The 20,656-nt window shown below is 64.6% G+C and carries 22 protein-coding genes; 3 read left to right on the plus strand and 19 right to left on the minus strand.

Annotated elements, in window-relative coordinates:
• The 14 genes from AB7P10_RS16870 to AB7P10_RS16935 form a co-directional block, all read right to left on the minus strand.
• Positions 1-339 carry a DUF7681 family protein gene (locus tag AB7P10_RS16870; RefSeq protein WP_428295016.1) on the minus strand — a complete coding sequence of 113 codons (339 nt, stop codon included), beginning with the start codon at positions 337-339 and terminating at the stop codon, positions 1-3.
• A 207-nt stretch (positions 340-546) separates the two neighbouring features.
• A complete protein-coding gene (locus tag AB7P10_RS16875) occupies positions 547-1,941 on the minus strand; it encodes a hypothetical protein (RefSeq protein ID WP_428295017.1) in 1,395 nt (464 codons plus the stop codon).
• Positions 1,938-3,542: a hypothetical protein gene (locus AB7P10_RS16880; protein WP_428295018.1), complete on the minus strand. Its 1,605-nt coding sequence runs from the start codon at positions 3,540-3,542 to the stop codon at positions 1,938-1,940. The genes AB7P10_RS16875 and AB7P10_RS16880 overlap by 4 nt, the downstream gene beginning before the upstream one ends.
• Entirely contained in the window at positions 3,539-4,489 is a 951-nt protein-coding gene (locus AB7P10_RS16885; RefSeq protein WP_428295019.1) for a hypothetical protein, read from the minus strand. The genes AB7P10_RS16880 and AB7P10_RS16885 overlap by 4 nt, the downstream gene beginning before the upstream one ends.
• Before the next feature lie 76 nt (positions 4,490-4,565).
• Complete coding sequence (locus AB7P10_RS16890; RefSeq protein WP_428295020.1) at positions 4,566-4,925, minus strand: hypothetical protein; 360 nt, start codon at positions 4,923-4,925, stop codon at positions 4,566-4,568.
• A gap of 889 nt (positions 4,926-5,814) precedes the next feature.
• The gene (locus AB7P10_RS16895) at positions 5,815-6,603 is read right to left on the minus strand and encodes a DUF2971 domain-containing protein (protein WP_428295021.1); all 789 of its coding nucleotides are present in this window, start codon (positions 6,601-6,603) and stop codon (positions 5,815-5,817) included.
• Between the two features lie 273 nt (positions 6,604-6,876).
• Positions 6,877-7,977, minus strand: a complete 1,101-nt coding sequence (locus AB7P10_RS16900) for an NAD(P)/FAD-dependent oxidoreductase (RefSeq protein ID WP_428295022.1) — start codon at positions 7,975-7,977, stop codon at positions 6,877-6,879.
• Positions 7,978-7,992: 15 nt separating this feature from the next.
• Entirely contained in the window at positions 7,993-8,322 is a 330-nt protein-coding gene (gene fdxA, locus AB7P10_RS16905; protein WP_428295023.1) for a ferredoxin FdxA, read from the minus strand.
• A gap of 102 nt (positions 8,323-8,424) precedes the next feature.
• The gene (locus AB7P10_RS16910; protein ID WP_428295024.1) at positions 8,425-9,744 is read right to left on the minus strand and encodes a sulfate adenylyltransferase subunit 1; all 1,320 of its coding nucleotides are present in this window, start codon (positions 9,742-9,744) and stop codon (positions 8,425-8,427) included.
• A complete protein-coding gene (gene cysD / locus AB7P10_RS16915; RefSeq protein ID WP_428295025.1) occupies positions 9,744-10,703 on the minus strand; it encodes a sulfate adenylyltransferase subunit CysD in 960 nt (319 codons plus the stop codon). Before cysD ends, AB7P10_RS16910 begins: the two co-directional genes overlap by 1 nt.
• Entirely contained in the window at positions 10,700-11,449 is a 750-nt protein-coding gene (locus AB7P10_RS16920) for a phosphoadenylyl-sulfate reductase (protein ID WP_428295026.1), read from the minus strand. Before AB7P10_RS16920 ends, cysD begins: the two co-directional genes overlap by 4 nt.
• 19 nt (positions 11,450-11,468) lie before the next feature.
• Positions 11,469-11,858: a DUF934 domain-containing protein gene (locus AB7P10_RS16925; protein ID WP_428295027.1), complete on the minus strand. Its 390-nt coding sequence runs from the start codon at positions 11,856-11,858 to the stop codon at positions 11,469-11,471.
• Between the two features lie 11 nt (positions 11,859-11,869).
• Positions 11,870-13,645, minus strand: coding sequence for a nitrite/sulfite reductase (locus AB7P10_RS16930; RefSeq protein WP_428295028.1), 1,776 nt, complete (start codon positions 13,643-13,645; stop codon positions 11,870-11,872).
• Between the two features lie 22 nt (positions 13,646-13,667).
• A complete protein-coding gene (locus AB7P10_RS16935; RefSeq protein ID WP_428295029.1) occupies positions 13,668-14,459 on the minus strand; it encodes a sulfite exporter TauE/SafE family protein in 792 nt (263 codons plus the stop codon).
• Positions 14,460-14,623: 164 nt separating this feature from the next.
• Between AB7P10_RS16935 and AB7P10_RS16940 the strand changes: the two genes are divergently transcribed.
• On the plus strand, positions 14,624-15,436 hold the full coding sequence (locus AB7P10_RS16940) for a hypothetical protein (protein ID WP_428295030.1): 813 nt from the start codon (positions 14,624-14,626) through the stop codon (positions 15,434-15,436).
• On the opposite strand, the gene AB7P10_RS16945 is transcribed toward AB7P10_RS16940, so the two are convergent.
• On the minus strand, positions 15,433-16,611 hold the full coding sequence (locus AB7P10_RS16945; RefSeq protein ID WP_428295031.1) for an FAD-dependent oxidoreductase: 1,179 nt from the start codon (positions 16,609-16,611) through the stop codon (positions 15,433-15,435). The genes AB7P10_RS16940 and AB7P10_RS16945 overlap by 4 nt on opposite strands.
• A 21-nt stretch (positions 16,612-16,632) precedes the next feature.
• Positions 16,633-16,914, minus strand: a complete 282-nt coding sequence (locus AB7P10_RS16950) for an oxidative damage protection protein (protein WP_428295032.1) — start codon at positions 16,912-16,914, stop codon at positions 16,633-16,635.
• A 277-nt stretch (positions 16,915-17,191) separates the two neighbouring features.
• Between AB7P10_RS16950 and AB7P10_RS16955 the strand changes: the two genes are divergently transcribed.
• On the plus strand, positions 17,192-17,962 hold the full coding sequence (locus tag AB7P10_RS16955) for a ferredoxin--NADP reductase (RefSeq protein WP_428295033.1): 771 nt from the start codon (positions 17,192-17,194) through the stop codon (positions 17,960-17,962).
• A 107-nt stretch (positions 17,963-18,069) separates the two neighbouring features.
• Positions 18,070-18,570: a disulfide bond formation protein B gene (locus AB7P10_RS16960; RefSeq protein ID WP_428295054.1), complete on the plus strand. Its 501-nt coding sequence runs from the start codon at positions 18,070-18,072 to the stop codon at positions 18,568-18,570.
• A gap of 27 nt (positions 18,571-18,597) precedes the next feature.
• Here the strand turns inward: AB7P10_RS16960 and argA are convergent, their stop codons facing one another.
• From argA to AB7P10_RS16975, 3 genes are read right to left on the minus strand one after another with little or no spacing between them, the layout of a single operon-like run.
• Entirely contained in the window at positions 18,598-19,938 is a 1,341-nt protein-coding gene (gene argA / locus AB7P10_RS16965; RefSeq protein ID WP_428295034.1) for an amino-acid N-acetyltransferase, read from the minus strand.
• A 16-nt stretch (positions 19,939-19,954) separates the two neighbouring features.
• Entirely contained in the window at positions 19,955-20,368 is a 414-nt protein-coding gene (locus tag AB7P10_RS16970) for a PIN domain-containing protein (RefSeq protein ID WP_428295035.1), read from the minus strand.
• Positions 20,365-20,613, minus strand: coding sequence for a DUF6364 family protein (locus tag AB7P10_RS16975; RefSeq protein WP_428295036.1), 249 nt, complete (start codon positions 20,611-20,613; stop codon positions 20,365-20,367). Before AB7P10_RS16975 ends, AB7P10_RS16970 begins: the two co-directional genes overlap by 4 nt.
• Positions 20,614-20,656: the final 43 nt, after the last annotated feature.

Below are 20,656 nucleotides of genomic sequence, written 5' to 3' on the forward strand. Positions count from 1 at the left end.
TCAGGCGGTTTCCGTGCCCTCGACGCCGCGCGCCTGGCGGTCGGCGGTTCTCTTGTCGAACCACATCAGCGCCTCCTGCATCTTGGTGATGGCGATTGCATTCTCGCGGCAGGGGAAGCGCTTGTTGAGGACCTCGGTGCGGTGGATGAGGACGGCCAGAAGCGCCTCATTGGTCGCGCCGTTGACGCCGTTCTCCTGAACCGCCCCGTGCTGGAACTCCACGGAGAGGCTCTTCGGTCCCATCAGCACCTGGTAGAGGTGGCCGCTGACGTCTTCGCCGTTGGCCAGGGTTGAGATTGCATTGACGGCAACGCCGTTCGAGTCGGTGTGGATGCGCATGTCAGTCTTTCTTGAAGTGGTCGGCAACGCGGTCGGGGTACCAGGCACGGGCCGCGTTGCCCGAATACGTCTTGGGGCATGCCTGGATGTTGTGTTCATGGCTCCCGCAGTAAGTACAGCGCAGCCGCTGGCGGGCGGCCGAGCCATTGCTCGTGTGAGGGCACAGTGCTTTCGTGTGGGCGTTGCTGCCGCAATAGGTGCAGCGCATTACCCGCGCCCCCGCCCGCCGTTGCTCCCCGGCTGGCTGATCGCCGTGGCGCTTTCACCCTTGGGTGCGTTGCCCGGCGTCACGCTCACGCGCGGCGGGCCCACTGGGCGCCGGCCGAGACCACCAGGTACGGGGTAGGGATCGGTGCGCGCGGCCTGGTCCTTGCGCTTGGTGGCCAGCGTCTCGGGGTCGTAGCCCAGCAGCAGGTCCAGCTCGTCCTGGGGCATGCCCAGCGCCATGTACTTCAACGCCAGGTCGGCGACCTGGTTGGGTGTCTCTGTGCGCCGCTCGGCAAACCGAAGAATGAACTCGTCCGGGCCCGGATCGATGCCCTTGAAGAGCAGGTGGATGCGAAACGCCATGAGGTAGGCGCAGGCATTGGAGTCCTGCAGGCCGTCGATCTCGTCGTAGTAGTCGCGTTTCAGGTCGTCCAGGATGTCGCGATTGATGCCCGAGGTGTAGCCAAACAGGGCCTTTGGCGCCGGGCTACCGGAAAAGAAGGTGTCCAGCAGGTGCGTCACGTCCTCGATGTCGCCCAGGTTCTCGTCGCCTTGCACGGCCGTGACGCCGCCCTTGCGGTTCATGTAGAAGTCGGTCGCGATCTCGCCCTTTTCACCTTCGACGGTTTTGCGGTACTTCAGGATGTCGTCATCGCTGGCGCCCTCCATCACGTGCACCATGCGCAGCGGCGCGCGCATGCGCCGGCGGATCACCATGTCTTCCTCGGTCATCACCAGCTTGCGCCAGGTGGCGGTGACGCTGTCGAGCCACGGTCGCCCCATGCTGCCCAGGTCGTCGAAGTTCTGCGGGTCCAGGCGGCCCAGGATGAGCTGCCAGGCCGCGAAGCTGGCCAGGACCTGGCCGGTCATGACGTCGCGCTGCTCGAAGGCCTGGGCGGGGTTCTTGAACCGGCCGCCAGCGTCGGTCATGGGCACGATGGTGTCGCTAGGCATGCGCAGTGCGGCATGCACGCTGCGGGCGTCGTCCAGGACCAGCTGCAGGGGCAGGTTCCCCTCGACGATCAGGCCGCGGGTGTCGCTCTTGAGCTTCTCGCTGTTGTGCAACTGCAGCCGGGCCCTGAACCCGGACCATTCCCTCTTCAGCGTCTCGCTGCTGCTCTTCTCCCGCACCTCGAGCACCAGGCCTCCGCGGATCACGTCGCGGCAGACCCGGCCGTGGATCCGCTTCACGCGGCCGTCCTTCTGGTCCATCTCGCGCATCAGCCGCACGAGCGCGCGCCGCTCGTAGTCGATCGTCATGAGGCGGTACTGCCGCTCCATGGCCTCGTCGCTGGCCAGGCGCGCGCCGCGCTCATTGGGCAGGGCGGATGCGAAGGGCGTGAGCTTCGTCCAGAGCCGGGCCACGTTCGCCTTCACGGCGTCGAAAGTTTTCATGCTGCCATCCTTGAGTCGCCGGGCAGGCCCAGCATGTGGTTGCGGCTCACGTGCCGCTGGTGAATGACGGTGGGTGCATCGGCCAGGCCTCGGGTGAGCAGCGCGTAGACAGACGCCATGGCGGCGTCGAACAGGTCATCGCCAATCTTTTCGTCGACCATCTTGAAGCTGCTGTAGCTGGCCTGGGTGGGCAGGGCGCGCATGTTGGCCAGCTGCCGCATGAACAGGACCCAGTCCGGGTCCTCCCGGTCGTCCAGGGTGTCGACGTAGGGGAACGCGGCGCGGTTGTGGTGGAAGGCCTCCCGCAAGGCGCTGGCCATGACGTGCTTGGTCATGCCCTCGAAACGCATGGGGGCGAACGCCCACTCGCTCCAGGCCGTGGCCGTGCTCTGGCCATCGGCCACCGCCTCGCGGTTGATGTGCGTGAGGCCCTTGCGGAACAGTTCGTCGTTGACCGAGGTGAGCATGCCCACGCCGTAGGCGTCCCCGATGCCGTAGTCCGGGCGGAAGTAGTCCCAGATCGCCACCAGGTCGCGGGCCAGTGCGGTGTCGCTCACGCCGGCGGGCCAGACCTTCACGTAGGGGAACGTCAGCCAGTTGCCGAGCTGCTCGGTGATCACCACGGCGCTCTTCGAGGCAGTCGGGTTTTCACCATGGCCGGTGTGGTCGTAGCCCAGGCTGATGAGGCCGCGGCGCTTGTACCGCTGCCCTGGCACCGGCCCCGCGCGCTCCAGGCCAGCCTCGAGGCCGAGCGCGTTGGCGCGGCGGATGTGCTGCTCCCAGATCCAGTTGCGCGCCTTGATGTTCTGGCACAGGAACTGCCGGATGTACTCCTCGGGCGGCAGCTGCATCTGCATTGAGCGTGCCCAATCCGGATCCACCATGCCCAGCTCGACGCCCAGGTGCACGTCCACGGTGGGCAGGGTGTGGTACTCCCCGGTGTCGATCAGGCGCTGCAGCACGTCCGCGCCCTTGTACACGCCGCTGATGCGTATCGAGGGCTTGAACTCGGTGGCCTTGCGCGAGACGCCCAGGCGCCGCGCGGCGCCCAGCATGGGCAGGAAGCGGCTCAGCAGCCGGTCCTGGGGCATGTCGTCCGTTTCCTCCAGGCTGGCCACGGTGATCGAGTCGCCGTCGATTTGGCTCATGATCCCGTAGGCGCTGGCCTTGCTTCCGTTGGCGAACTCGAACGCTGTGTCCTTGAGTTGCGGCCGGCCCTGTTTGTAGGCGATGAAGGCGGTGAGCATCGGGCTGCGCCGCACGCCGTCGATCAGGTAGTTCAGATTGTTCTGGCTCTGCTGCATGCGCGGCGCCACGATACCCAGCTCCTGGTAGGGCTGCGTCGCCAGCTGCTCCAGGTTGTACATCTCCTTCACGGCCGTCTTGCCCGTGCGCCGGGAGGAGAAATCCACCGTGTTGCGGTGCACGTCCATCTCGGCCATCTTCAGGCACTGGATGGGGTCCAGCTCCACGTTGTGGACGTGCTTGTGCCACAGGGCGTGGGGGCGCAGGCCTGTCACCGGGTCGGGCAGCGCGAACTTCATGATCTCGCGCTCGGCCACGATCGAGCTGCGCGCGCGCTCGGCGGCGCTGCTCCTCACTGGTCACCCCCGCGCGCATGGAACTCGACCAGGACGGGATCAGCGGCCTTGCGCTTCTGCGCGGCGGCGATCTGGTCGCGCGCGCGCTCGGTGGCCACCAGCATGCGGCGGCCGAAGTCGGCAAGGGTCTCTCGGGTTTCGCTGTCGCCGCCCAGTTGCCCCTTGAGGGTGTCCTCCTCGTCGCCAGCAGCGCGCACGGTCATGCCGAGGTCGGTCATGGACAGGCCCAGCCGGCTCACCAGTTCGGTCAGCGGCTTGAACGCGGGATGGCTCTGGTAGTTGTAGACGTACTTGCGCACGCCGGCGTCGTCCACATAGGTCAGGGTGACCGGGTTGCCTTCCCGGTCGAGCTCGACCCGTGGCTGCTTGATCATCACGCCCTCGCCGAGGATCTCCTGGATGCACATCTGCAGGGTGGCCGTGAGGGAGGCCTGCAGGTCGGCATGCAGCTGCGCCAGCACCTTCGGGTTGCGCTGATCGAACGCCGCATGGTGCAGCAGGAAGATCTCGGTTTGCTTCACGCACGCGGGCTGCACGGCGCACCAGGCGCGCTCGACGTCGCAGCGCTTGCAAAACGAGTAGCCGCCTGGCTTGGCCGGGAAGTAGGTGGCGGTGCGGGCCGCCATGCCGTGCTTCATCGCGTTGAAACGCGTGCGGAGGGCCTCCTCGGACGTGGGGTGGCCGTCCAGGTTGCGGGCGGTGGCCGCCTTGCCTTCTTCGGTCTTTGGTCCGGTAGCGTGCTGGTGCGCCTTCAGCAGCGCGCGCTCCCAGCTGGCCTGCGTCTGGTGCTCGGCGCCGCATTTTGGGCAGTTGGCAAAGTACTGCCAGGGGTGGTGTGCCTGCTCGGGCAACGGTTCGACCAGGTCAGGGGCGGCCGAGAACGAAGCGCGGCATTCACCGCACCTGAAACTGACGTGCGAAAGCGCAGCCGACCAATCCTTGGGCATGAGCCATCATCAGCGGCCCACACCATGCAAAAAAAGGGGGCAAGCTGCCCCCGTTTCGAATGAGGGTGGGAACCCGCTAGCTAGCTGGAACAGCTGGCAGTTCTGAACCGCAGTGCTTGCACTTGATGGCCTCTTTTCTCACAGACTCTGCGCAAAATGGGCACTTCCGGAACTCGCCGTGCTCTCCCGTCGCTATTGCAATCTGCTGACTGTTGCTGGCCGACATCGCAACAACCAGCCCGATCACAGGTGCCAGAAAAGCGCCAAAGCCTGCAGCCACGCTGCCACCGATCTGACCGATCACCATTGCGAGAACTACCCCCCCGACCAAGCAGGCGAGGGCGAAGACCCACCCAGCACGACCGCGCTTGCTGGCCACGATCCAAACCACCGCGCAAGCAGCGAAAAACAGCAAAAAACCGAAGATGGGTTCCATTTGAGCGCCTCCAAGTGGTGTGCGGGACCTGCCTCGCGCATTGTGCCTGCGGTGGGGGTCACGGAAAAAAGGCCGGGTTTCTAGGCCCGGCCTGAAGGGAATGAAGTGCTCTCGCACTTGTCCGAGGAGACAACCATGGTGTGGTTGCCCCTCAATGCTGCCAGCTTCCCCTCGCAAGGGCGAACTCGCGGGATGCACTTTTCAACATGAACGGTCGCAGAAACTCGATCACTTTGGGTTCGCAATGACCCGAATTCAAAGCCAAATGCCCGGCGCCCATGCGATCGTGGGAAAACTGAAAGCTAGAACTGCTGTTCGGACCACAGCCGCACAGCTTGGTCCATGAGTGCTTGAAGGTGGATGTCAGCAGGCTGGTTTGCGTTGGCAACATTAAGTTCGACATGCTCTTGCAGTGGCGCAGCTCTGATCGTGCTCACCACGGCCACAACACCCGATGCATGCTTAGCACGCCGCTCAGTCTTGTCGATTGTCCATTGTTCGCGCCAAGTGATGTCCCGAAGGTTTGTCAAGCCTTGAATCCCTTATTTTGAATGCCCCGGGGACCGCCCCAGAGGGCGGCGCGAAATGATAGCGGACACGGCTGGTACTCGTGGGAAGCATGGCAGTGGATGCGACGCTTTCCAGTCATGCCCAGTGAGACATCCTATCCGAGCCGCGAGACTATCTGTACCTTTTTCATAGCTCCTCCTTAGCCGCAGCATCCAACACAAATGAAAAAAGGCCGGGTTGTGACGCCCGGCCTGCCGGAAAACGTGCTCTAGGCACCTTGTCCGAGGAGACGCCATGGTGTGGCGCACTCGAATCGTTTCACGGTCAGTAGATGGGTGCCAGCTTTTTGGTTCTACTTTCCTGATCTCGAAGCCGGTAGTCAGTCGTTAAGCTGAATTTCATGCTTCTCAAGTTTGTATTCTGTTGAAGATACACGCACTTCATAGGCCTTGATTTGAAGCTTTTCCCTTTCAACCACTGCCCGGATTAGTTTCCTCAGGTTGGCAGAGTACTGGTGGCTACGGTTTCCAAACGTGACAGACCGAAGGGCTGTGAATGGAACCCCATACAAGCCCTTGGCACCCCACGCCCCCGGGGTGCGCTCAATTTCGTTTGACCGGAGGCACAGTCGAACTTCTTGCTCATACGACCACTCTAAGGCCTTCTGGAAAAAGAAACTAGGGGCAACGAGATCTGGCGTATTGGAGCTAGCCGTAAGCTCACTCATCTCAGCTCGCGTCAAAATGGGCCGCTCTTCCAAATAGACGATGTTGTGCAGCTTCCCAGCGAAGCATGCGTGCTGCTCGTCAAACTCGAGTTGCACCCCCTGGTGTTTGTCCGCGTAGTGAGTCCACATCAGTGGATGACGTCCGCTCCTGCAGAAGCAAATGAAGGCGAACGCCATTACACGAAAAATCTCCTTGACGTTTGTATTCTCTTCAGTGGTGTCGCGTCTCACCGATTGGCGTTCCTGCCAAAGCGCTCGATCATAGTCCTCGTCCGATAATTTGCCCTGTGCCTTCAACTGCTCACACTTTGCTCGCGCGATTGCTTCGATATCAACCTCAGACAAAACAGGATTGGCGTCCAACACATCATTGAAAACAGTTGGGTCCGTTGCCCTGAGTTTTGAGTTCTCAAAGTACAACTCTGCAATCTCAGTCGACATGTATTTGAAAATTGACATATCAGGATGTGGGGAGGTGTGGTGTCGGATGAGCAATGCTAATTCAAAGCGCTTTACTCTTGCCGTTAAGTTCTGCGGTGCGTTACCTCTGCGTGGCCACCGCAGCAGCTACCGAATGGGCCCCGACCAACATGAAGGGCCGAAGGATCTCCACGGTTTTGGTTCGTAGTGAGCCACCTTCTGGGAGCCAGATACAAGCAAGAAAAAGGCCTTCTTCGGAAGGCCTTTTTCTTTTGTGTCGCGCGATATCGTCACTCAACCAAACCTGGGCGAGTCCACGCCCAGCACCTTGTGCAGTTTCGGGCTGGTGGTGGTGTATTGCAGCATCACCTTCTTGTCGGGAAAAATGAATGGCGCCGCACCAAACGCTGCAAGAGCGCATTCATGGAAGCCCGAAAGGATCAGCTTCTTCTTCCCGGGGTAGGTGTTGATGTCGCCCACTGCAAAGATGCCGGGGATGCTGGTGGAGAACTTCTCCGTGTCCACGACCAGCTGTTTGCGCTCGATATCCAGACCCCAGTCGGCAATCGGCCCGAGCTTGGGGGACAGGCCGAAGAACACCAGCAGCACGTCCGTGGGTACCACGCAGGTCACGGCGTCGGGCCCGGAGATCTTGAGGCCGCTCAGGCGGCCCGCAGCTTCCTCGATCCCTGTGACCTGCCCCACGATGAATTGCATCTGTTGCCGCTCGCACAGCTCGCGCATCCGGGCCACACTCGCTGGCGCCGCCTGAAAGCCGTCGCGCCGGTGAATCAGGGTCACGCTGGCGGCGCGGTGCGGGCCGTCGGAGGCAAAGTTCAAGGCCCAGTCCAGAGCCGCATCGCCGCCACCCACGATGACAAGGCGCTTGCCCACAAACTGGGCCGGGTCCTTCACGCGGTAGAACAACTGCTTGTCTTCGTGCGCCTCCAGCCCGTCGACCCTGAGCATGCGCGGCTGAAAAGCGCCGACGCCCGCCGCGATGAACAGGGTTCTGGTGAGGAATCGGGTGCCACCTGATGTGGCCACATGGAAGCGGCCATCGTCCAGCCGCCGCACCGCATTGACCTCCTGGCCGAGATGGAAACTGGCTCCAAAGGGTCTGATCTGCTCGAGCAGTCGGTCGGTGAGCTCCTGCCCAGTGCACACCGGGATGGCCGGGATATCGTAGATGGGCTTGTCGGGGTAGAGCTCGGTCGGTTGGCCACCGGGGTAAGGCAGCGCGTCGATCACGTGGGCCTTGATCTCCAGCAAACCGAGCTCGAAGACTTGAAACAAACCGACTGGACCGGCCCCCACGACGACAGCGTCCGTTTCGATCGGGCCGTCCGGCGTGGCGGCAGGGGTCGTGAGGTCGTCGGAAGGCTCCGAGTTCATGGCGCGCGCCGGCACTCAGCGCAGCAGTTCAGACAGTTTGCCGGTACGGTCTTTCCACTCTTCGGCATCCTCCAGCGGGGCCTTGCGCTTGGTGATGCTCTTCCAGCCAGGCAGCCGCGCCAGTTCGGCGTTGAGTTCGGTCATGTGCTGCTGGTCCTTGGGCAAATCTTCCTCGGCGTAGATTGCGCTCACCGGGCACTCGGGGATGCACACCGCGCAGTCAATGCATTCGTCGGGGTCGATGGTCAGGAAGTTCGGGCCTTCCCGGAAGCAGTCGACGGGACAGACGTCCACACAATCGGTGTATTTGCAGCGGATGCAGGCTTCGGTGACAACGTGGGTCATGGTGGTGGTCGAAATCGGAGTAACCCTGGATTTTAGGGTTTCCCAGTAGCCCAGGCCGGGGCATGCCCCTAGCCTGGGTCGGTGTAAAGGGGATGATTGCGTTCAGAGCACCAGCAGGGCGCCTGCCGTGCGGTGGCTGGCCGTGTCCACCAGCACCAGGGAACCCAAAGTGCGCGAGTGTTCGAACGGCAGCGTGGCGAGCGGCTCCTGCAGGCTCAGCTCGATGTGTCCGATCGCATTGGGTTCGAGCTGGTTCGCGTCCTCTTCCGCCAGGGTATGAATGTCGAGCCGGTGCACGATGCGTTTGATGCGGGCCTTCACCCAGCGGTGTCCGTGCAGGGCCCAGTACACGCGCCCCGGCACGAGGGTTTCGTCGTCAAGCCAGGCCACCGTCGCGCGGATCTCGCGACTGCCTTCGAAGGATTCTTCCTCGTCGACGGCCAGCAGCCAGTCGCCGCGCGAGACATCCACCTCGCGGTCGAGCACGATGCCCGCGCTGTGGCCCGCCAGCACAGCCTGAGGGGTTCGCACATGGTTGAGCACCTGTGCCACCACGGCGGTCTGCCCGTTGGGCATGATGCGCACCGGTTGGCCAGGCTGTACGCCACCCGTGGCCACGCGGCCCCAGAACACGCGGCGTCCTTGAGAGGTATCGGAAGAGCTGCTGAACTTCTCCACCCATTGCACCGCAAAGGCGAACGGCAGCTTGCTGTCCGTTGGCGTGACGGGCAGGGCTTCGAGAATCTCCAGCAGCGTTGGGCCACTGTAGCCGCACCAGGCGACCTGCTCGCTCGCGTCTACGACGTTCCAGCCTTTTAGCGCGGAAATCGGCACGATGGCCGTGACCGGAATGCCAGCCTGTGACGCGAACCGCTGCAGCGCCGCCGCGATGTGCTGGAAAGCCATGGCACTGTCGTCCACCGCGTCCAGCTTGTTGACGGCAAAGACGACCGATGGCACACGCAGCAGCTTGAGCAACAGACTGTGGCGTCGGGTCTGGGGCAGCAAATCCAGAGCGGCATCGGCCCAGTTCAGTTTTGTGGCGTCCACCAGAACCACGGCGGCGTCCGCACTGCTGGCCGCGGTAACCATGTTGCGCGTGTACTGCTCGTGGCCCGGGGCGTCGCCGATGATGAACTTGCGCGCTTCGGTGCTGAAGTAACGGTAGGCCACGTCGATGGTGATGCCCTGCTCGCGTTCGGCCGACAGGCCGTCGGTGAGCAGCGCCAAATCGGTCTGGCCCTGGCGTTGCACGCCGGCCAGGTGGTCCTGCAACACGGCCTTGCTGTCGACCAGCAGGCGGCCGATGAGTGTGCTCTTGCCGTCATCGACGCTGCCGCAGGTGATCAGGCGCAGTGCCGAGCGGGTGTCCTGGCCGAAGGTGTCGGCGGGCACGGCCCGCACGGATGCAATGGTGGTCATCAGAAATACCCGTCCTTCTTGCGTTTTTCCATCGAGGCGTCGGAGGTCTTGTCGTCCATGCGCGTGGCGCCGCGTTCGCTGACCTCGGCCGCCAGGGTTTCGATCACGATGTCGTCTGCCGATGCAGCCAGGCTGTCCACCGGGCAGGTGCAGGTGATGTCCCCCACGGTGCGGAAGCGCACGTCGCGCACCTGCACGGTTTCCCCGTCGCGTGCCGGCGTGAGTTCGGTCACCGGCACGAGCAGGCCGCGGCGGTCCACCACCTCGCGGCGGTGCGTGTAGTAGATCGAGGGCAGGGCGATGTTCTCGCGAGCGATGTACTGCCACACGTCGAGTTCGGTCCAGTTGCTGATGGGAAACACGCGGAAGTGCTCGCCGGGTTGGAGGCGGGTGTTGAACAGCGTCCACAATTCGGGGCGCTGGGCTTTGGGCTGCCATTGGCCGAAACTGTCGCGATGGCTGAAGATGCGCTCCTTGGCACGAGCCTTCTCCTCGTCGCGCCGTGCGCCGCCGATCAGGGCATCGAAACGGAACTCTTCGATCGCCTCGAGCAGGGTGACCGACTGGTGCACGTTGCGGCTTTCGCCCGGGTGCGCCAGGCGCACGGTGCCGCGCTTCATGGAGTCTTCAACGTTGCGCACGATCAGTTCCGCGCCGAGTTCTTTCGCGCGCAGATCGCGGAAGTCGGTCACTTCGGGGAAGTTGTGACCGGTGTCGATCATCAGCAGCGGATACGGGATGCGACCTGCCCCGAAGGCCTTTTCGGCGCACTTGAGCATGACGAGGGAATCCTTGCCGCCCGAGAACAGCAGGGCGGGGCGCTCGAACGCCGCGGCCACCTCACGCAGGATGAAGATGGTTTCTTCCTCCAGGGCGTCCAGGTGGGCGTTGCTCAGATGGTGATCGCTGGCATGTTGCAGCGCGGTCTGGATCACGGCGGTTTCGGTGCGGGCGTTCATGAGGGGGTCCGTTCGAGAGACGACACGAGGGGTTCCGAGACGGGCTGCACGTGCAACCCGCATTCCTTGGCACTTTCCTGTTCCCACCACCAGCGCCCGGCTCGGAAGTCTTCGCCGACGCTGATGGCGCGTGTGCAGGGCGCGCAGCCGATGCTGGGGTAGAACTGGTCGTGCAGCGCGTTGTAGTCGAGCTGGTGCGAGGCGATGAAATGCCAGACGTCGCCCCAGGTCCATTCGACCAGCGGGCTGACCTTGATGCGCTCGGGCTCCTGGATGATTTCTCCTACCTCGGCACGCGCATTGGACTGCTCGCGCCGCAGGCCGGTGATCCAGCCGTCCTGGCCGGCAAGGGCGCGCGAGAGCGGCTCCATCTTGCGCAGGTCGCAGCAGGCCTTGCGCAGCTCGATGCTCTGGTACATGGCCTCTTCGCCGTTCTTGCGCACGAAGTGGATGACGGATTCCTGGCGGGGCCGGAACAGCTGCACGCTGATGCCGTAGCGCTGCTCGATCTTCGGGATCAGGGCGAGCGTTTCGGCGTGCAGCTTGCCGGTTTCCAGCACGAACACGCTGGCATCGATGCCAGCGAGGTGCATCAGGTGCGTGACCACGATGTCCTCGGCGCCCAGGCTGGAGGCCTGGGTCAGCTTCGGATGGCTGGCTGCGGTCTCGCGCAGCAGGGCGATGCTGCGCTCGACCTTGGCGGCAAAGTCGGGCGAGGGACGGTTGTAGAGGGCGATGGCGGTCATGGCGTTGGCTGTGAGGCGCTCAGGCGGTAGCGAAACGGGGGGCGGTGTGCACCGCATCGCCTTGGTAGAAGGCGGGGTAGTGCGACAGCAGTGCCTGGCCGTGGGCCAGGCTCTGGTCGGCACGCAGAACGGCCTGGGTGAAACCGCTGCGCTGCATCTGCACCAGCTGGTCGATCAGCACGTCTCCTGTGGCGCGGATCTGCCCCGTGAATCCCAGGCGGCGACGCAACAGGAAGGCCTGGCTGAAAGCGCGGCCGTCGTTGAACTTCGGAAAATGCAGTTCGATCACATCGATGCCGCTCAGGTCGGATTCCCGCGGATCGATGTCGTTGGCGATGGCAATGCGCCGGTTTTCGGCATCGGTGGGCTTGAAGGTCTCGGCGCTGAAAACCTGGAAGGTCTGGCTCATGGTGTCGGTCCTCAGGCGGTGGCACGCGCCGTGCTCGTGCGCACCGCGTTGGCGGCGGTCTTGAACGGTTCGGCGCCGGTGCGGCGCAGCGTGGCGACAAAGGTCTCGCGATCGGCGCGTTGAGCGCGGTAGGTATCGAGCAGGGCCTCGATCACGTCAGGCACTTCGCTGGCGGCGAACGAGGGGCCGATCACCTTGCCGGGAGTGGACTCGCCCGACAGGCGCGTGCCGTCGGAGCCGCCCAGCGTGACCTGGTACCACTCCTGGCCGTCCTTGTCGACGCCGAGAATGCCGATATGGCCACTGTGGTGATGGCCGCAGGAATTGATGCAACCGCTGATGTGCAGGTCGATCTCGCCCAGGTCGTGCAGCTCGTCCAGGTCCTTGTAGCGCCCCAGGATGGCCTGCGCAAGCGGCAGCGAGCGCGCGTTGGCCAGGTCGCAGAAATCACCGCCGGGGCAGGCGATCATGTCGGTGAGCAGGCCGATATTGGGTTTGGCCAGGCCCAGCCGGCGCGCTTCGCGCCAGAGTTCGGGCAACTGGTCACAGCGCACCCAGGGCAGCAGCAGGTTCTGCTCGTGCGTGACACGGGCTTCACCCGCGGAGAAACGCTCGGCCAGTTCGGCGGCGCGTTCGAGCTGTTCGGCCGTGGCATCACCCGGCGCCTGGCCCAGGCGCTTGAACGACAGCGTGACGGCGCGCAGATCCGGATTCTGGTGTGGCTTGACGTTTTGCTGCAGCCAGCGACTGAACTCGAGGTCGTCCTCGGCGGCGGCCTTCAGGATGTGTGCGATCTTGGCGTCGGCACTCTTGCGGTCGCAGTTCAGGGCCGGGGGCACGAAGAAAGCGCTCACGCGGTCCAGCTCAGCCTGGCTGATGGTGTGCGGCGCGCCGTCCTTTTCGACGATGTCGCGGTACTCCGCTTCGACCTGGTCGGTGAAGGCCTGCCCCTCGGCTTTCACCAGAATTTTGATGCGCGCCTTGTAGATGTTGTCGCGTCGGCCGAACCGGTTGTAGGCACGCACCACCGCTTCGAGGTAGTTGAGGATCTGGTGCCAGGGCAGGAACTCGCGAATCACGCTGCCGATGATGGGCGTGCGGCCCATGCCGCCGCCCACGCGCACCTGGAAGCCCAGTTCGCCATCCACGTTGCGCAGCAGTCGCAGGCCAACATCGTGCCAGGCCGTGGCCGCGCGGTCTTCGCGCGCGCCGGTGATCGCGACCTTGAACTTGCGCGGCAGGAAAGCGAACTCGGGGTGCAGTGTGCTCCACTGGCGCAGGATCTCGGCGAACGGGCGCGGGTCAGCGACCTCGTCGACCGCAATGCCGGCCAGTGCATCGGTCGTGATGTTGCGGATGCAGTTGCCGCTGGTCTGGATGCCGTGCATGTTCACGCTGGCCAGCAGGTCCATCACGTCGGCCGATCGCGCGAGCGGGATCCAGTTGTACTGCACGTTCTGGCGCGTGGTGAAGTGGCCGCAGCGATCAGGCAAGCTGGGCGCTTCGCTCAAGCCCGCGTTCGCCTTGGACACGTCGTGATCTTCCTTGTGGTCGAACTCGCGCGCAATCTTCGCGAGCACCTTGAGTTGCGCGCTGTTGAGCTCACCATAAGGAACAGCCACGCGCAGCATGGGGGCGAAGCGCTGCACGTACCAGCCGTTCTGCAGCCGCAGCGGCTTGAACTCGTCTTCTTTCAGCGAGCCCGCCTGCCAGCGGGTGAGCTGGTCGCGGTACTGGGCCGCGCGCAGCCGCACGAACTGTCGGTCAAAGTCGGAATATTGGTACATCGTCGTCGTGGGTCAGTGGGAGTCAGAGGGCGATCAGCTTCGTGCCCGCGTAGGCCAGCAGCACCGAGAGCGCGGAGCGCACCAGGCGTTCAGGTGTGTGCCGCATCAGGCGGGTGCCGAGCCAGATACCGGGCAACGAGCCGGCAAGCAGCTTGGCCAGCAGGGGCCAGTCGACCGAGCCCAGGCTGGCGTGGCCGAGTCCGGCCACCAAGGTGAGAGGCACGGCATAAGCGATGTCGGCGGCGACGATGCGCGGCAGCGGCAGCAGCGGAAACAACAACAGCAAAACCGACACGCCGATGGCACCCGCGCCCACCGAGGTCAGTGTGACCAAGGTGCCGATTACCGCGCCAAACAGCACCGGCAGGCTCCAGTGACGCGCATGCGTGGCGTTCTGTAGCTGTGCCTCGGGGACATGGCGCGGCAGTTGTTTGCCACGCGCAGCCTTGTAAAACATCGCCGCCGCAGTGAGCAGCAGGGCCAGTCCCAGTGTGTTGGTCATGAGCGACTGCACAAGCGGACTGGCCGGACCCAACTGGTGCAGCACCGCCAAGGTGATCAGCGCCGCCGGAATGCTGCCGGCACACAACTGCCCGACCACGCGCCAGGGCACCAGCTTCTGACGCGCCAGACTCACCGTGCCACCCATCTTGGTGAAGGCCGCGAACAGCAGGTCGGTGCCGACCGCCAGATACGGCTTGACGCCGAAAAAGAAGATCAGGATCGGCGTCATGAGCGAGCCGCCCCCCACACCGGTGAGGCCCACAATGAGTCCCACGGCGAATCCGGCCAGAATGATGGCGATGTCAGGCATGGCGGAACTGTAGGGATGCTTCGATATACCGCAAACGATTTTTTGTTCATGCCCATATTCCTCATGCGAATAAGCAATGGGGCCCGTGCCGGATCACACGCCAGTCGCCCGCTTGTCGCGTGTCAGCGACCGCACATCGCTTCGTCCGGCGTAACATCCGCGCCATGCACAAGCAGCGCGTCCTGGTCAGCGTGGTCGGTTTCTCCGACGTGGAGCGGCATGCGCTCAACACGGTTTTTCGCCTGTCCCAGGAGCGAGACCTGTCCTATGCCCCCTGGGCGCCGCTGCTCGCCCCTGGCGCGGCGGTGCCCACCACCGTGCCGCAGGTGGCGCTGGTCGATGGTGAGAGCCTGGAGGCGGTGTTGTCGCATGCCAAGGAAATGCCGACGGGGCAACGGCTGATCTGGGTCGGCCCCGATGCACCCGAACACGCCTGGCGGGTGCTGCACCGCCCCATCGAATGGGCTGCGGTGCTGCACGACCTCGATGCCGTGTACGCGGCGCACCAGGTCGACTCGGGTCTGCTCGATCTGGATGTGACGGCGCCTTCGCCACTGGATCTGGACCTTGACATGGACATGGGGACGTCCGACGAGATCGTGCGGCGCGCGGTAGTGATCGGTGCCGAGGAGCAAGAGGGCACCTACCTGCGAACCCGCCTGGCGCTGGCCGGCGTGGCGCATGTGGACGAGGTGACAGAGACCGAGCGCGCGCTCGAACTCATGGAGCGCCACCGCTACCTGTGCGGGGTATTCAACCTGGATGATCACCGCATCGACGTGTGGGCCCTCATGCGCCATTTCGTGGCTCGCAATCCCCAGGCCCTGACGCTGGCCTCCACCGAGCTGGCCGGCCCGCTGGCCGGCTGGTGGCGCCGCCGCCGCGTGCGGCGCGACGCGCACCGCGTGGGCATCACGGCCCTGCTGGAGCGACCGTTCCAGCCCCGCCAGATTTCCGCCTGGCTGGACCTGATCTAGGCGCCAACCCGCGTCGAGGGCGTCTGGCGTCGGCGGTGCCGCCAGGCGAAGCGCGCTGGGTCGATGGCCCTCAACAGATCGAGCTCCTCGGGTATCGGCGCTTCCCGGTCCATGATCGACGCCAGCCGGGTGGCGCACCAATGGGCCAGCGTGAGACCGCGCGAGCCCAGGGCCGTCAGCAGGTACAGCCCCGCAAGGCGGGGGGTATCTTCCAGTGAGGTGCGGGCTCGACCTGTGGCCGTCGCGATTGAACGCAGCACAGCGCTGTCCGGCGCGCCGCCCACCAGCGGCAGTCTGTCCATCGAGGCGCAGCGCACCTGGGCCCATCCTTGCAGGGTCCCGCGGGCCAGCGCATCGCGCAACTGGAGTGCCGCCGGCGGGCAAAGGGGCGCCAGGCTGCAGGCGTTGGCCTCGTGCGCCGCGACGCTCAGCGCGGTGTCATCATGCCCCCGCTCGTATGTGGAGCCCATGGCCCACACCTGCGCTGGCCACCGCGGTGGCAGTCCGGCATCCTGGTACAGCGGCACGAAAACGCCCTTGTCGCGCTGAGGACGCGGCGCCAGTGGCGTTCCCTGCTGCAGCGCCAGACTCATCTGGCCCTTGACCGGGCGCAGCGGCAAATGGTCGGCGTCGACGCGATCACCGTGTTCGACCAGCAAGGCGCGGCTGCCGAAGGCGGATGCGACCACCACCACGGGTGCCTGGGCCAGTCGGCGCCCTTGCAGGTCGAGCGCGTGCCAGGCGCCATGCTCACGGGCCAGCGTGTGCACTGGGGCGAGCCAGTGGGTACTGAACGCGGTGAGGCGCGCGGCTTCGTCCAGCCATGCCTGCACCAGCGCCGCCGGGCGCACCAGCGCAGCCGGGTGGCGCCCCGGGTCGTGACCGCGGTTGTCCACCTCGCAGGCCTGCCAGCCATGTCCCTGGGGCACCAGGCGCCGCAGCTCGGCCAGGGTGTCGGGCATCCCCAGCACAGACAACCTCGAGAGTGGCGTGGGGGCCCGCGTCACATGCGGGCTCAGCATGCCCACGGGCAAGGCCGACGCCGCCTGAGCCGCGCCAGCGGCCGCATCCAGCAGGGTGAGGCGCCATCCACGCCTGGACAGGGCGGCGCACGCGGCCGCGCCCGCCAGTCCGGCGCCGATCACCAGGGCGTGTCGCTCTTGGGATTCAGGCACGGAGCGGCAGGACGGCGCGTTTCAGGGCTTGTCGTCGGACGGGGGCACGTAACCTGTGGCCGCGTCGGCCCCGTCACCGAAGAAGTGCTTTTCCATCTGGCGCGCCAGGTACTGGCGTGCCCGTGCATCGGCCAGATTGAGTCGGTTCTCGTTGAGCAGCATCGTCTGGTGCTTGAGCCAGGCGGCCCAGGCCTCCTTGCTCACGTTCTCGTACAGGCGCTTGCCCATCTCGCCGGGATACGGTGGAAAGTCGAGACCTTCGGCTTCCTTGCCGAGCTTGATGCAGTGAACGGTGCGTGCCATGGAGGACATCCTTGCGATGGGTTTATGTGGTGTGGTTATAAGGAACTGAAGAATTTATTCGTTCCGGAACTGATCGATCGCCGGCATGATCCGGGACATTGTTCGCTGGCGCGTCGCGCCGGCAATTGCGTGGAGCCTTGCTGCGCGTGCGGAAAGCCCGCCACTGTAGCAAGGTTTCGGTGCCCCGCCAGCCCATGTGGCTGGTCCATCGCCCTGGACACGGCCGGGCCGGACCGGCTTTCTACAATATCGGGATCAGACCCCATCAGGATTTCTCATGAGTGCATTTCTGGAAGAGCGCGTGCTCAGTGTCCACCACTGGACCGACCGGCTGTTCAGCTTCACCACCACGCGCGACACCTCTCTGAGATTCTCCAACGGCCACTTCACCATGATTGGCCTGCGCGTGGACGGCAAACCGCTGCTGCGCGCCTACAGCATCGTCAGCCCCAACTACGCCGACCACCTCGAGTTCCTCAGCATCAAGGTGCAGGACGGACCGCTTACCTCGCGCCTGCAGCACATTCAGGTGGGAGACAGCATCGTGGTCGGCCGCAAACCCACCGGCACCCTCCTGATCGACTACCTGCTGCCTGCCAAGCGTCTGTACCTGCTGGGCACGGGCACGGGTCTGGCGCCCTTCATGAGCATCATTCGAGACCCCGAGACGTACGAACGTTTTGAGCAGGTCGTGCTGATCCATGGCGTGCGCCAGGTCAAGGAACTGGCCTACCGCGAGCTCATCTCCGAGCAACTCAGGCACGATGAGTTCCTGGGCGACGAGGTCCGGCAGAAGCTGCTGTACTACCCCACGGTCACGCGCGAGCCTTTCATGCACCAGGGCCGCATTCCGCAATTGCTGGCCGATGGCGTGATTGCCAAGGACCTGGGCATTCCGGCGCTCAACCCGGCCGAAGATCGCGTGATGATCTGCGGCAGCCCCGAAATGCTGCGTGACCTCAAGGCCCTGTGCGAAAAGCGGGGCTTCAAGGAAGGCAACACCAGCACACCGGGCGACTTCGTCATCGAACGCGCCTTCGTAGGCTGAGGCGCCAGAGGGAACTTGCCGCGGGGCTGCGGGCTCATTGCACAGTCCCGCACAGCGGCCTTCCTCCACCAACAGGACCTTTCTTGATCGCCACCTTGCCTTCTCCTGTGTTCGCGCCGCTGGCGCACCACCCCCGCCGCGTCCTGGGCATGACCGCGGCAGCCTGTGTGGCCATGCTCGCATTTGGCCTGTACCTGCAACATGTGGTGGGGCTGGAGCCCTGCCCCATGTGCATCGTGCAGCGCTACGCGCTCGTGGCGGTGGCCCTGGTGGCCGGCGTGTCGGCCTTGCTCAAGCCCCGCTTCCTGCTCTACGCCGGCGTGATCAAGATGGGCGTGCTGGCGGCGTTCGGCGCGTTTGTCGCGGCGCGCCAGAGCTGGTTGCAATGGAATCCGCCCGAGATCCTGAGCTGCGGACGGGACTTCTTCGGCATGATCGAAGCCTTTCCGCTGCGCCGCGCCATCCCGATGATCTTTCGCGGCAGCGGCGACTGCTCCGTGATCGACTGGACCTTTCTCGGCCTGTCGATCGCCAACTGGTCCTTCCTGTGCTTCTCGGCCATCACCCTGCTGGCGGTGGCCCTCTGGGTGAAGCGACCGTCTGCCTGAACGCGAACGGGCCTGGTCGGCGTCGCTTCAGTTGAGCTTCTTCACCAGCACCTGGCTCTTGCGGTCCCAGTTGTACTTGCGCTTGCGCGCCTCGGGCAGCCAGTCGGCATTGACCTGCACGAAGCCGCGCTTGATGAACCAGTGCATGGTGCGCGTGGTGAGCACGAAGATGCTTTGCAGGCCCTGCGCCCTGGCGCGGGTTTCGATGCGCTTGAGCAAGCGTTCGCCGTCGCCCTGGCTTTGCGTGTCGGGCGAAACGGTGAGCGCGGCCATTTCGCCCGTGCGCGACTCCGGGTAGGGGTAGAGCGCGGCGCAGCCGAAGATCACGCCGTCGTGCTCGATGATGGTGTAGTAGCCTGCGTCGCGCTCGATCTCCGTGCGGTCGCGCTTGACCAGGGTGCCATCCTTCTCGAACGGTTCGATCAGCGCCACGATGCCGCTCACGTCGTCCATGGTGGCTTCGCGCACGCTCTCCAGCTTTTCGTCCACCACCATGGTGCCGATGCCATCGTGCGTGTAGATCTCCAGCAGCAGCGCGCCGTCCACCGCGAAGGGCAGGATGTGGCTGCGTTCGACACCGCCCTGGCAGGCGCGGATGCAGTGCTGCAGGTAGAAGGCGGTGTCCGTGGGTTGCGTGGCAGCGGGCAGGGCGGCCAGCAATTTCTTCGCGTCGGCCAGCGGCAGTTCGGTGTCGATGTCGCTCGCGGGATCGGCCTCGTCGACGCGGATGCCCGGCACCTCGGTGAGGAACATCAGCTTGTCGGCCTGCAGCGCCACCGCCACCGAGGTCGCCACGTCCTCCATCGTCAGGTTGAAGGCTTCGCCCGTCGGCGAGAAACCGAACGGTGAAAGCAGCACCATGGCGCCCATGTCGAGCGTGCGCTGGATGCCTTCGGTGTCCACCTTGCGCACCAGTCCCGAGTGCTGGAAATCCACGCCATCCATCAGGCCCACGGGGCGCGCGGTGATGAAGTTGCCGGAGATCACGCGCACCGTGGCTCCTGCCATGGGCGTGTTGGGCAGCCCCTGGCTGAACGCGGCCTCGATCTCGTAGCGCAACTGGCCCGCGGCCTCCTGCGCACAGTCCAACGCGATCGAATCGGTGATGCGCATGCCGTGCGAGTACTTCGCTTCATGGCCCTTGAGCCGCAACTGCTCGTTCACCTGCGGGCGAAAACCATGCACCAGCACGATATCCACGCCCATGCTCTGAATCAGCGCGAGGTCTTGCGCCAGCTTCTCCAGCTTGCCGGCCGCGATGGCCTCTCCCGCGATGCCGACCACGATGGTGTTGCCACGGTGCTTGTGGATGTACGGCGCGACCGAGCGGAACCAGGGAACGAAGGTGAAGTTGAAGACGGTGGACATGGGGCGCAGCTCGGATTTACAGAAAGGGGTTTTCCAGTGTCAGTGCGCCGAAACGCTGGCCATGCTGACCGTCCTCGGTCACCAGCACATCAGCCTGGGCGCGCAAGGCGGCTTCGAGTATCAGCGCATCCCACCATTGCAGCTGGTAACGGGCGGCCAGGCGTGTGGCTTCGAGCAGGCTGCCCGCCGAACTGCCCATCACTTCAAAGCTTGCCAGCCGTTCGATCTGGGCCTGGGCTTCGGGGGCGGACAACGCTGGCACGAGCTTGCGTGTCGTAATGGCATAGAACTCCTGCAACACCTGGGCGCTCAGCACCACCGTGTCCCGGGCGCAGGCCTGGGCGAAGCGGTCGATGGCGCGTGCCTGTCGCACCGGGTCGCCCGCATCCATGCAATACACCAGGACGTTGGTGTCGAAGAAACTGATCATGAGCGGCCGGGATAGGCGCGATCATGCGCGTCGGCGCGACTCCAGCGCTGTGCGGACCGATTGGCCTGGCTGCTGCGGGCCGCAGCGATGAACGCCTGCGCGGCGGCTTGCTGGGGCTGGTCTCCCTGTGCATAGGCGGCCAGGAAGTCGCGCACCTTGGCGCTTACGGAAGTGCCTTCCTGGATGGCGCGCACACGCGCCTGGCGCACCACGGCTTCGTCGATGGAAATGGTCAGATTGGTCATGGCGGCATTCTCCGAAAATGAGCACGAAAACACGTGTCACACG

The organism is Hydrogenophaga sp., assembly GCF_050182545.1.
Lineage (GTDB): Bacteria > Pseudomonadota > Gammaproteobacteria > Burkholderiales > Burkholderiaceae_C > Hydrogenophaga.

What these genes read in the sequence shown, in the direction of transcription:
- AB7P10_RS16870 (WP_428295016.1), bottom strand. Translation starts at nt 339, where the DNA reads ATGCGCATCCACACCGACTCGAACGGCGTTGCCGTCAATGCAATCTCA.
- AB7P10_RS16875 (WP_428295017.1), bottom strand. Translation starts at nt 1,941, where the DNA reads ATGAAAACTTTCGACGCCGTGAAGGCGAACGTGGCCCGGCTCTGGACG.
- AB7P10_RS16885 (WP_428295019.1), bottom strand. Translation starts at nt 4,489, where the DNA reads ATGCCCAAGGATTGGTCGGCTGCGCTTTCGCACGTCAGTTTCAGGTGC.
- AB7P10_RS16890 (WP_428295020.1), bottom strand. Translation starts at nt 4,925, where the DNA reads ATGGAACCCATCTTCGGTTTTTTGCTGTTTTTCGCTGCTTGCGCGGTG.
- AB7P10_RS16895 (WP_428295021.1), bottom strand. Translation starts at nt 6,603, where the DNA reads ATGTCGACTGAGATTGCAGAGTTGTACTTTGAGAACTCAAAACTCAGG.
- AB7P10_RS16900 (WP_428295022.1), bottom strand. Translation starts at nt 7,977, where the DNA reads ATGAACTCGGAGCCTTCCGACGACCTCACGACCCCTGCCGCCACGCCG.
- fdxA (WP_428295023.1), bottom strand. Translation starts at nt 8,322, where the DNA reads ATGACCCACGTTGTCACCGAAGCCTGCATCCGCTGCAAATACACCGAT.
- AB7P10_RS16910 (WP_428295024.1), bottom strand. Translation starts at nt 9,744, where the DNA reads ATGACCACCATTGCATCCGTGCGGGCCGTGCCCGCCGACACCTTCGGC.
- cysD (WP_428295025.1), bottom strand. Translation starts at nt 10,703, where the DNA reads ATGAACGCCCGCACCGAAACCGCCGTGATCCAGACCGCGCTGCAACAT.
- AB7P10_RS16920 (WP_428295026.1), bottom strand. Translation starts at nt 11,449, where the DNA reads ATGACCGCCATCGCCCTCTACAACCGTCCCTCGCCCGACTTTGCCGCC.
- AB7P10_RS16925 (WP_428295027.1), bottom strand. Translation starts at nt 11,858, where the DNA reads ATGAGCCAGACCTTCCAGGTTTTCAGCGCCGAGACCTTCAAGCCCACC.
- AB7P10_RS16930 (WP_428295028.1), bottom strand. Translation starts at nt 13,645, where the DNA reads ATGTACCAATATTCCGACTTTGACCGACAGTTCGTGCGGCTGCGCGCG.
- AB7P10_RS16935 (WP_428295029.1), bottom strand. Translation starts at nt 14,459, where the DNA reads ATGCCTGACATCGCCATCATTCTGGCCGGATTCGCCGTGGGACTCATT.
- AB7P10_RS16940 (WP_428295030.1), top strand. Translation starts at nt 14,624, where the DNA reads ATGCACAAGCAGCGCGTCCTGGTCAGCGTGGTCGGTTTCTCCGACGTG.
- AB7P10_RS16950 (WP_428295032.1), bottom strand. Translation starts at nt 16,914, where the DNA reads ATGGCACGCACCGTTCACTGCATCAAGCTCGGCAAGGAAGCCGAAGGT.
- AB7P10_RS16955 (WP_428295033.1), top strand. Translation starts at nt 17,192, where the DNA reads ATGAGTGCATTTCTGGAAGAGCGCGTGCTCAGTGTCCACCACTGGACC.
- argA (WP_428295034.1), bottom strand. Translation starts at nt 19,938, where the DNA reads ATGTCCACCGTCTTCAACTTCACCTTCGTTCCCTGGTTCCGCTCGGTC.
- AB7P10_RS16970 (WP_428295035.1), bottom strand. Translation starts at nt 20,368, where the DNA reads ATGATCAGTTTCTTCGACACCAACGTCCTGGTGTATTGCATGGATGCG.
- AB7P10_RS16975 (WP_428295036.1), bottom strand. Translation starts at nt 20,613, where the DNA reads ATGACCAATCTGACCATTTCCATCGACGAAGCCGTGGTGCGCCAGGCG.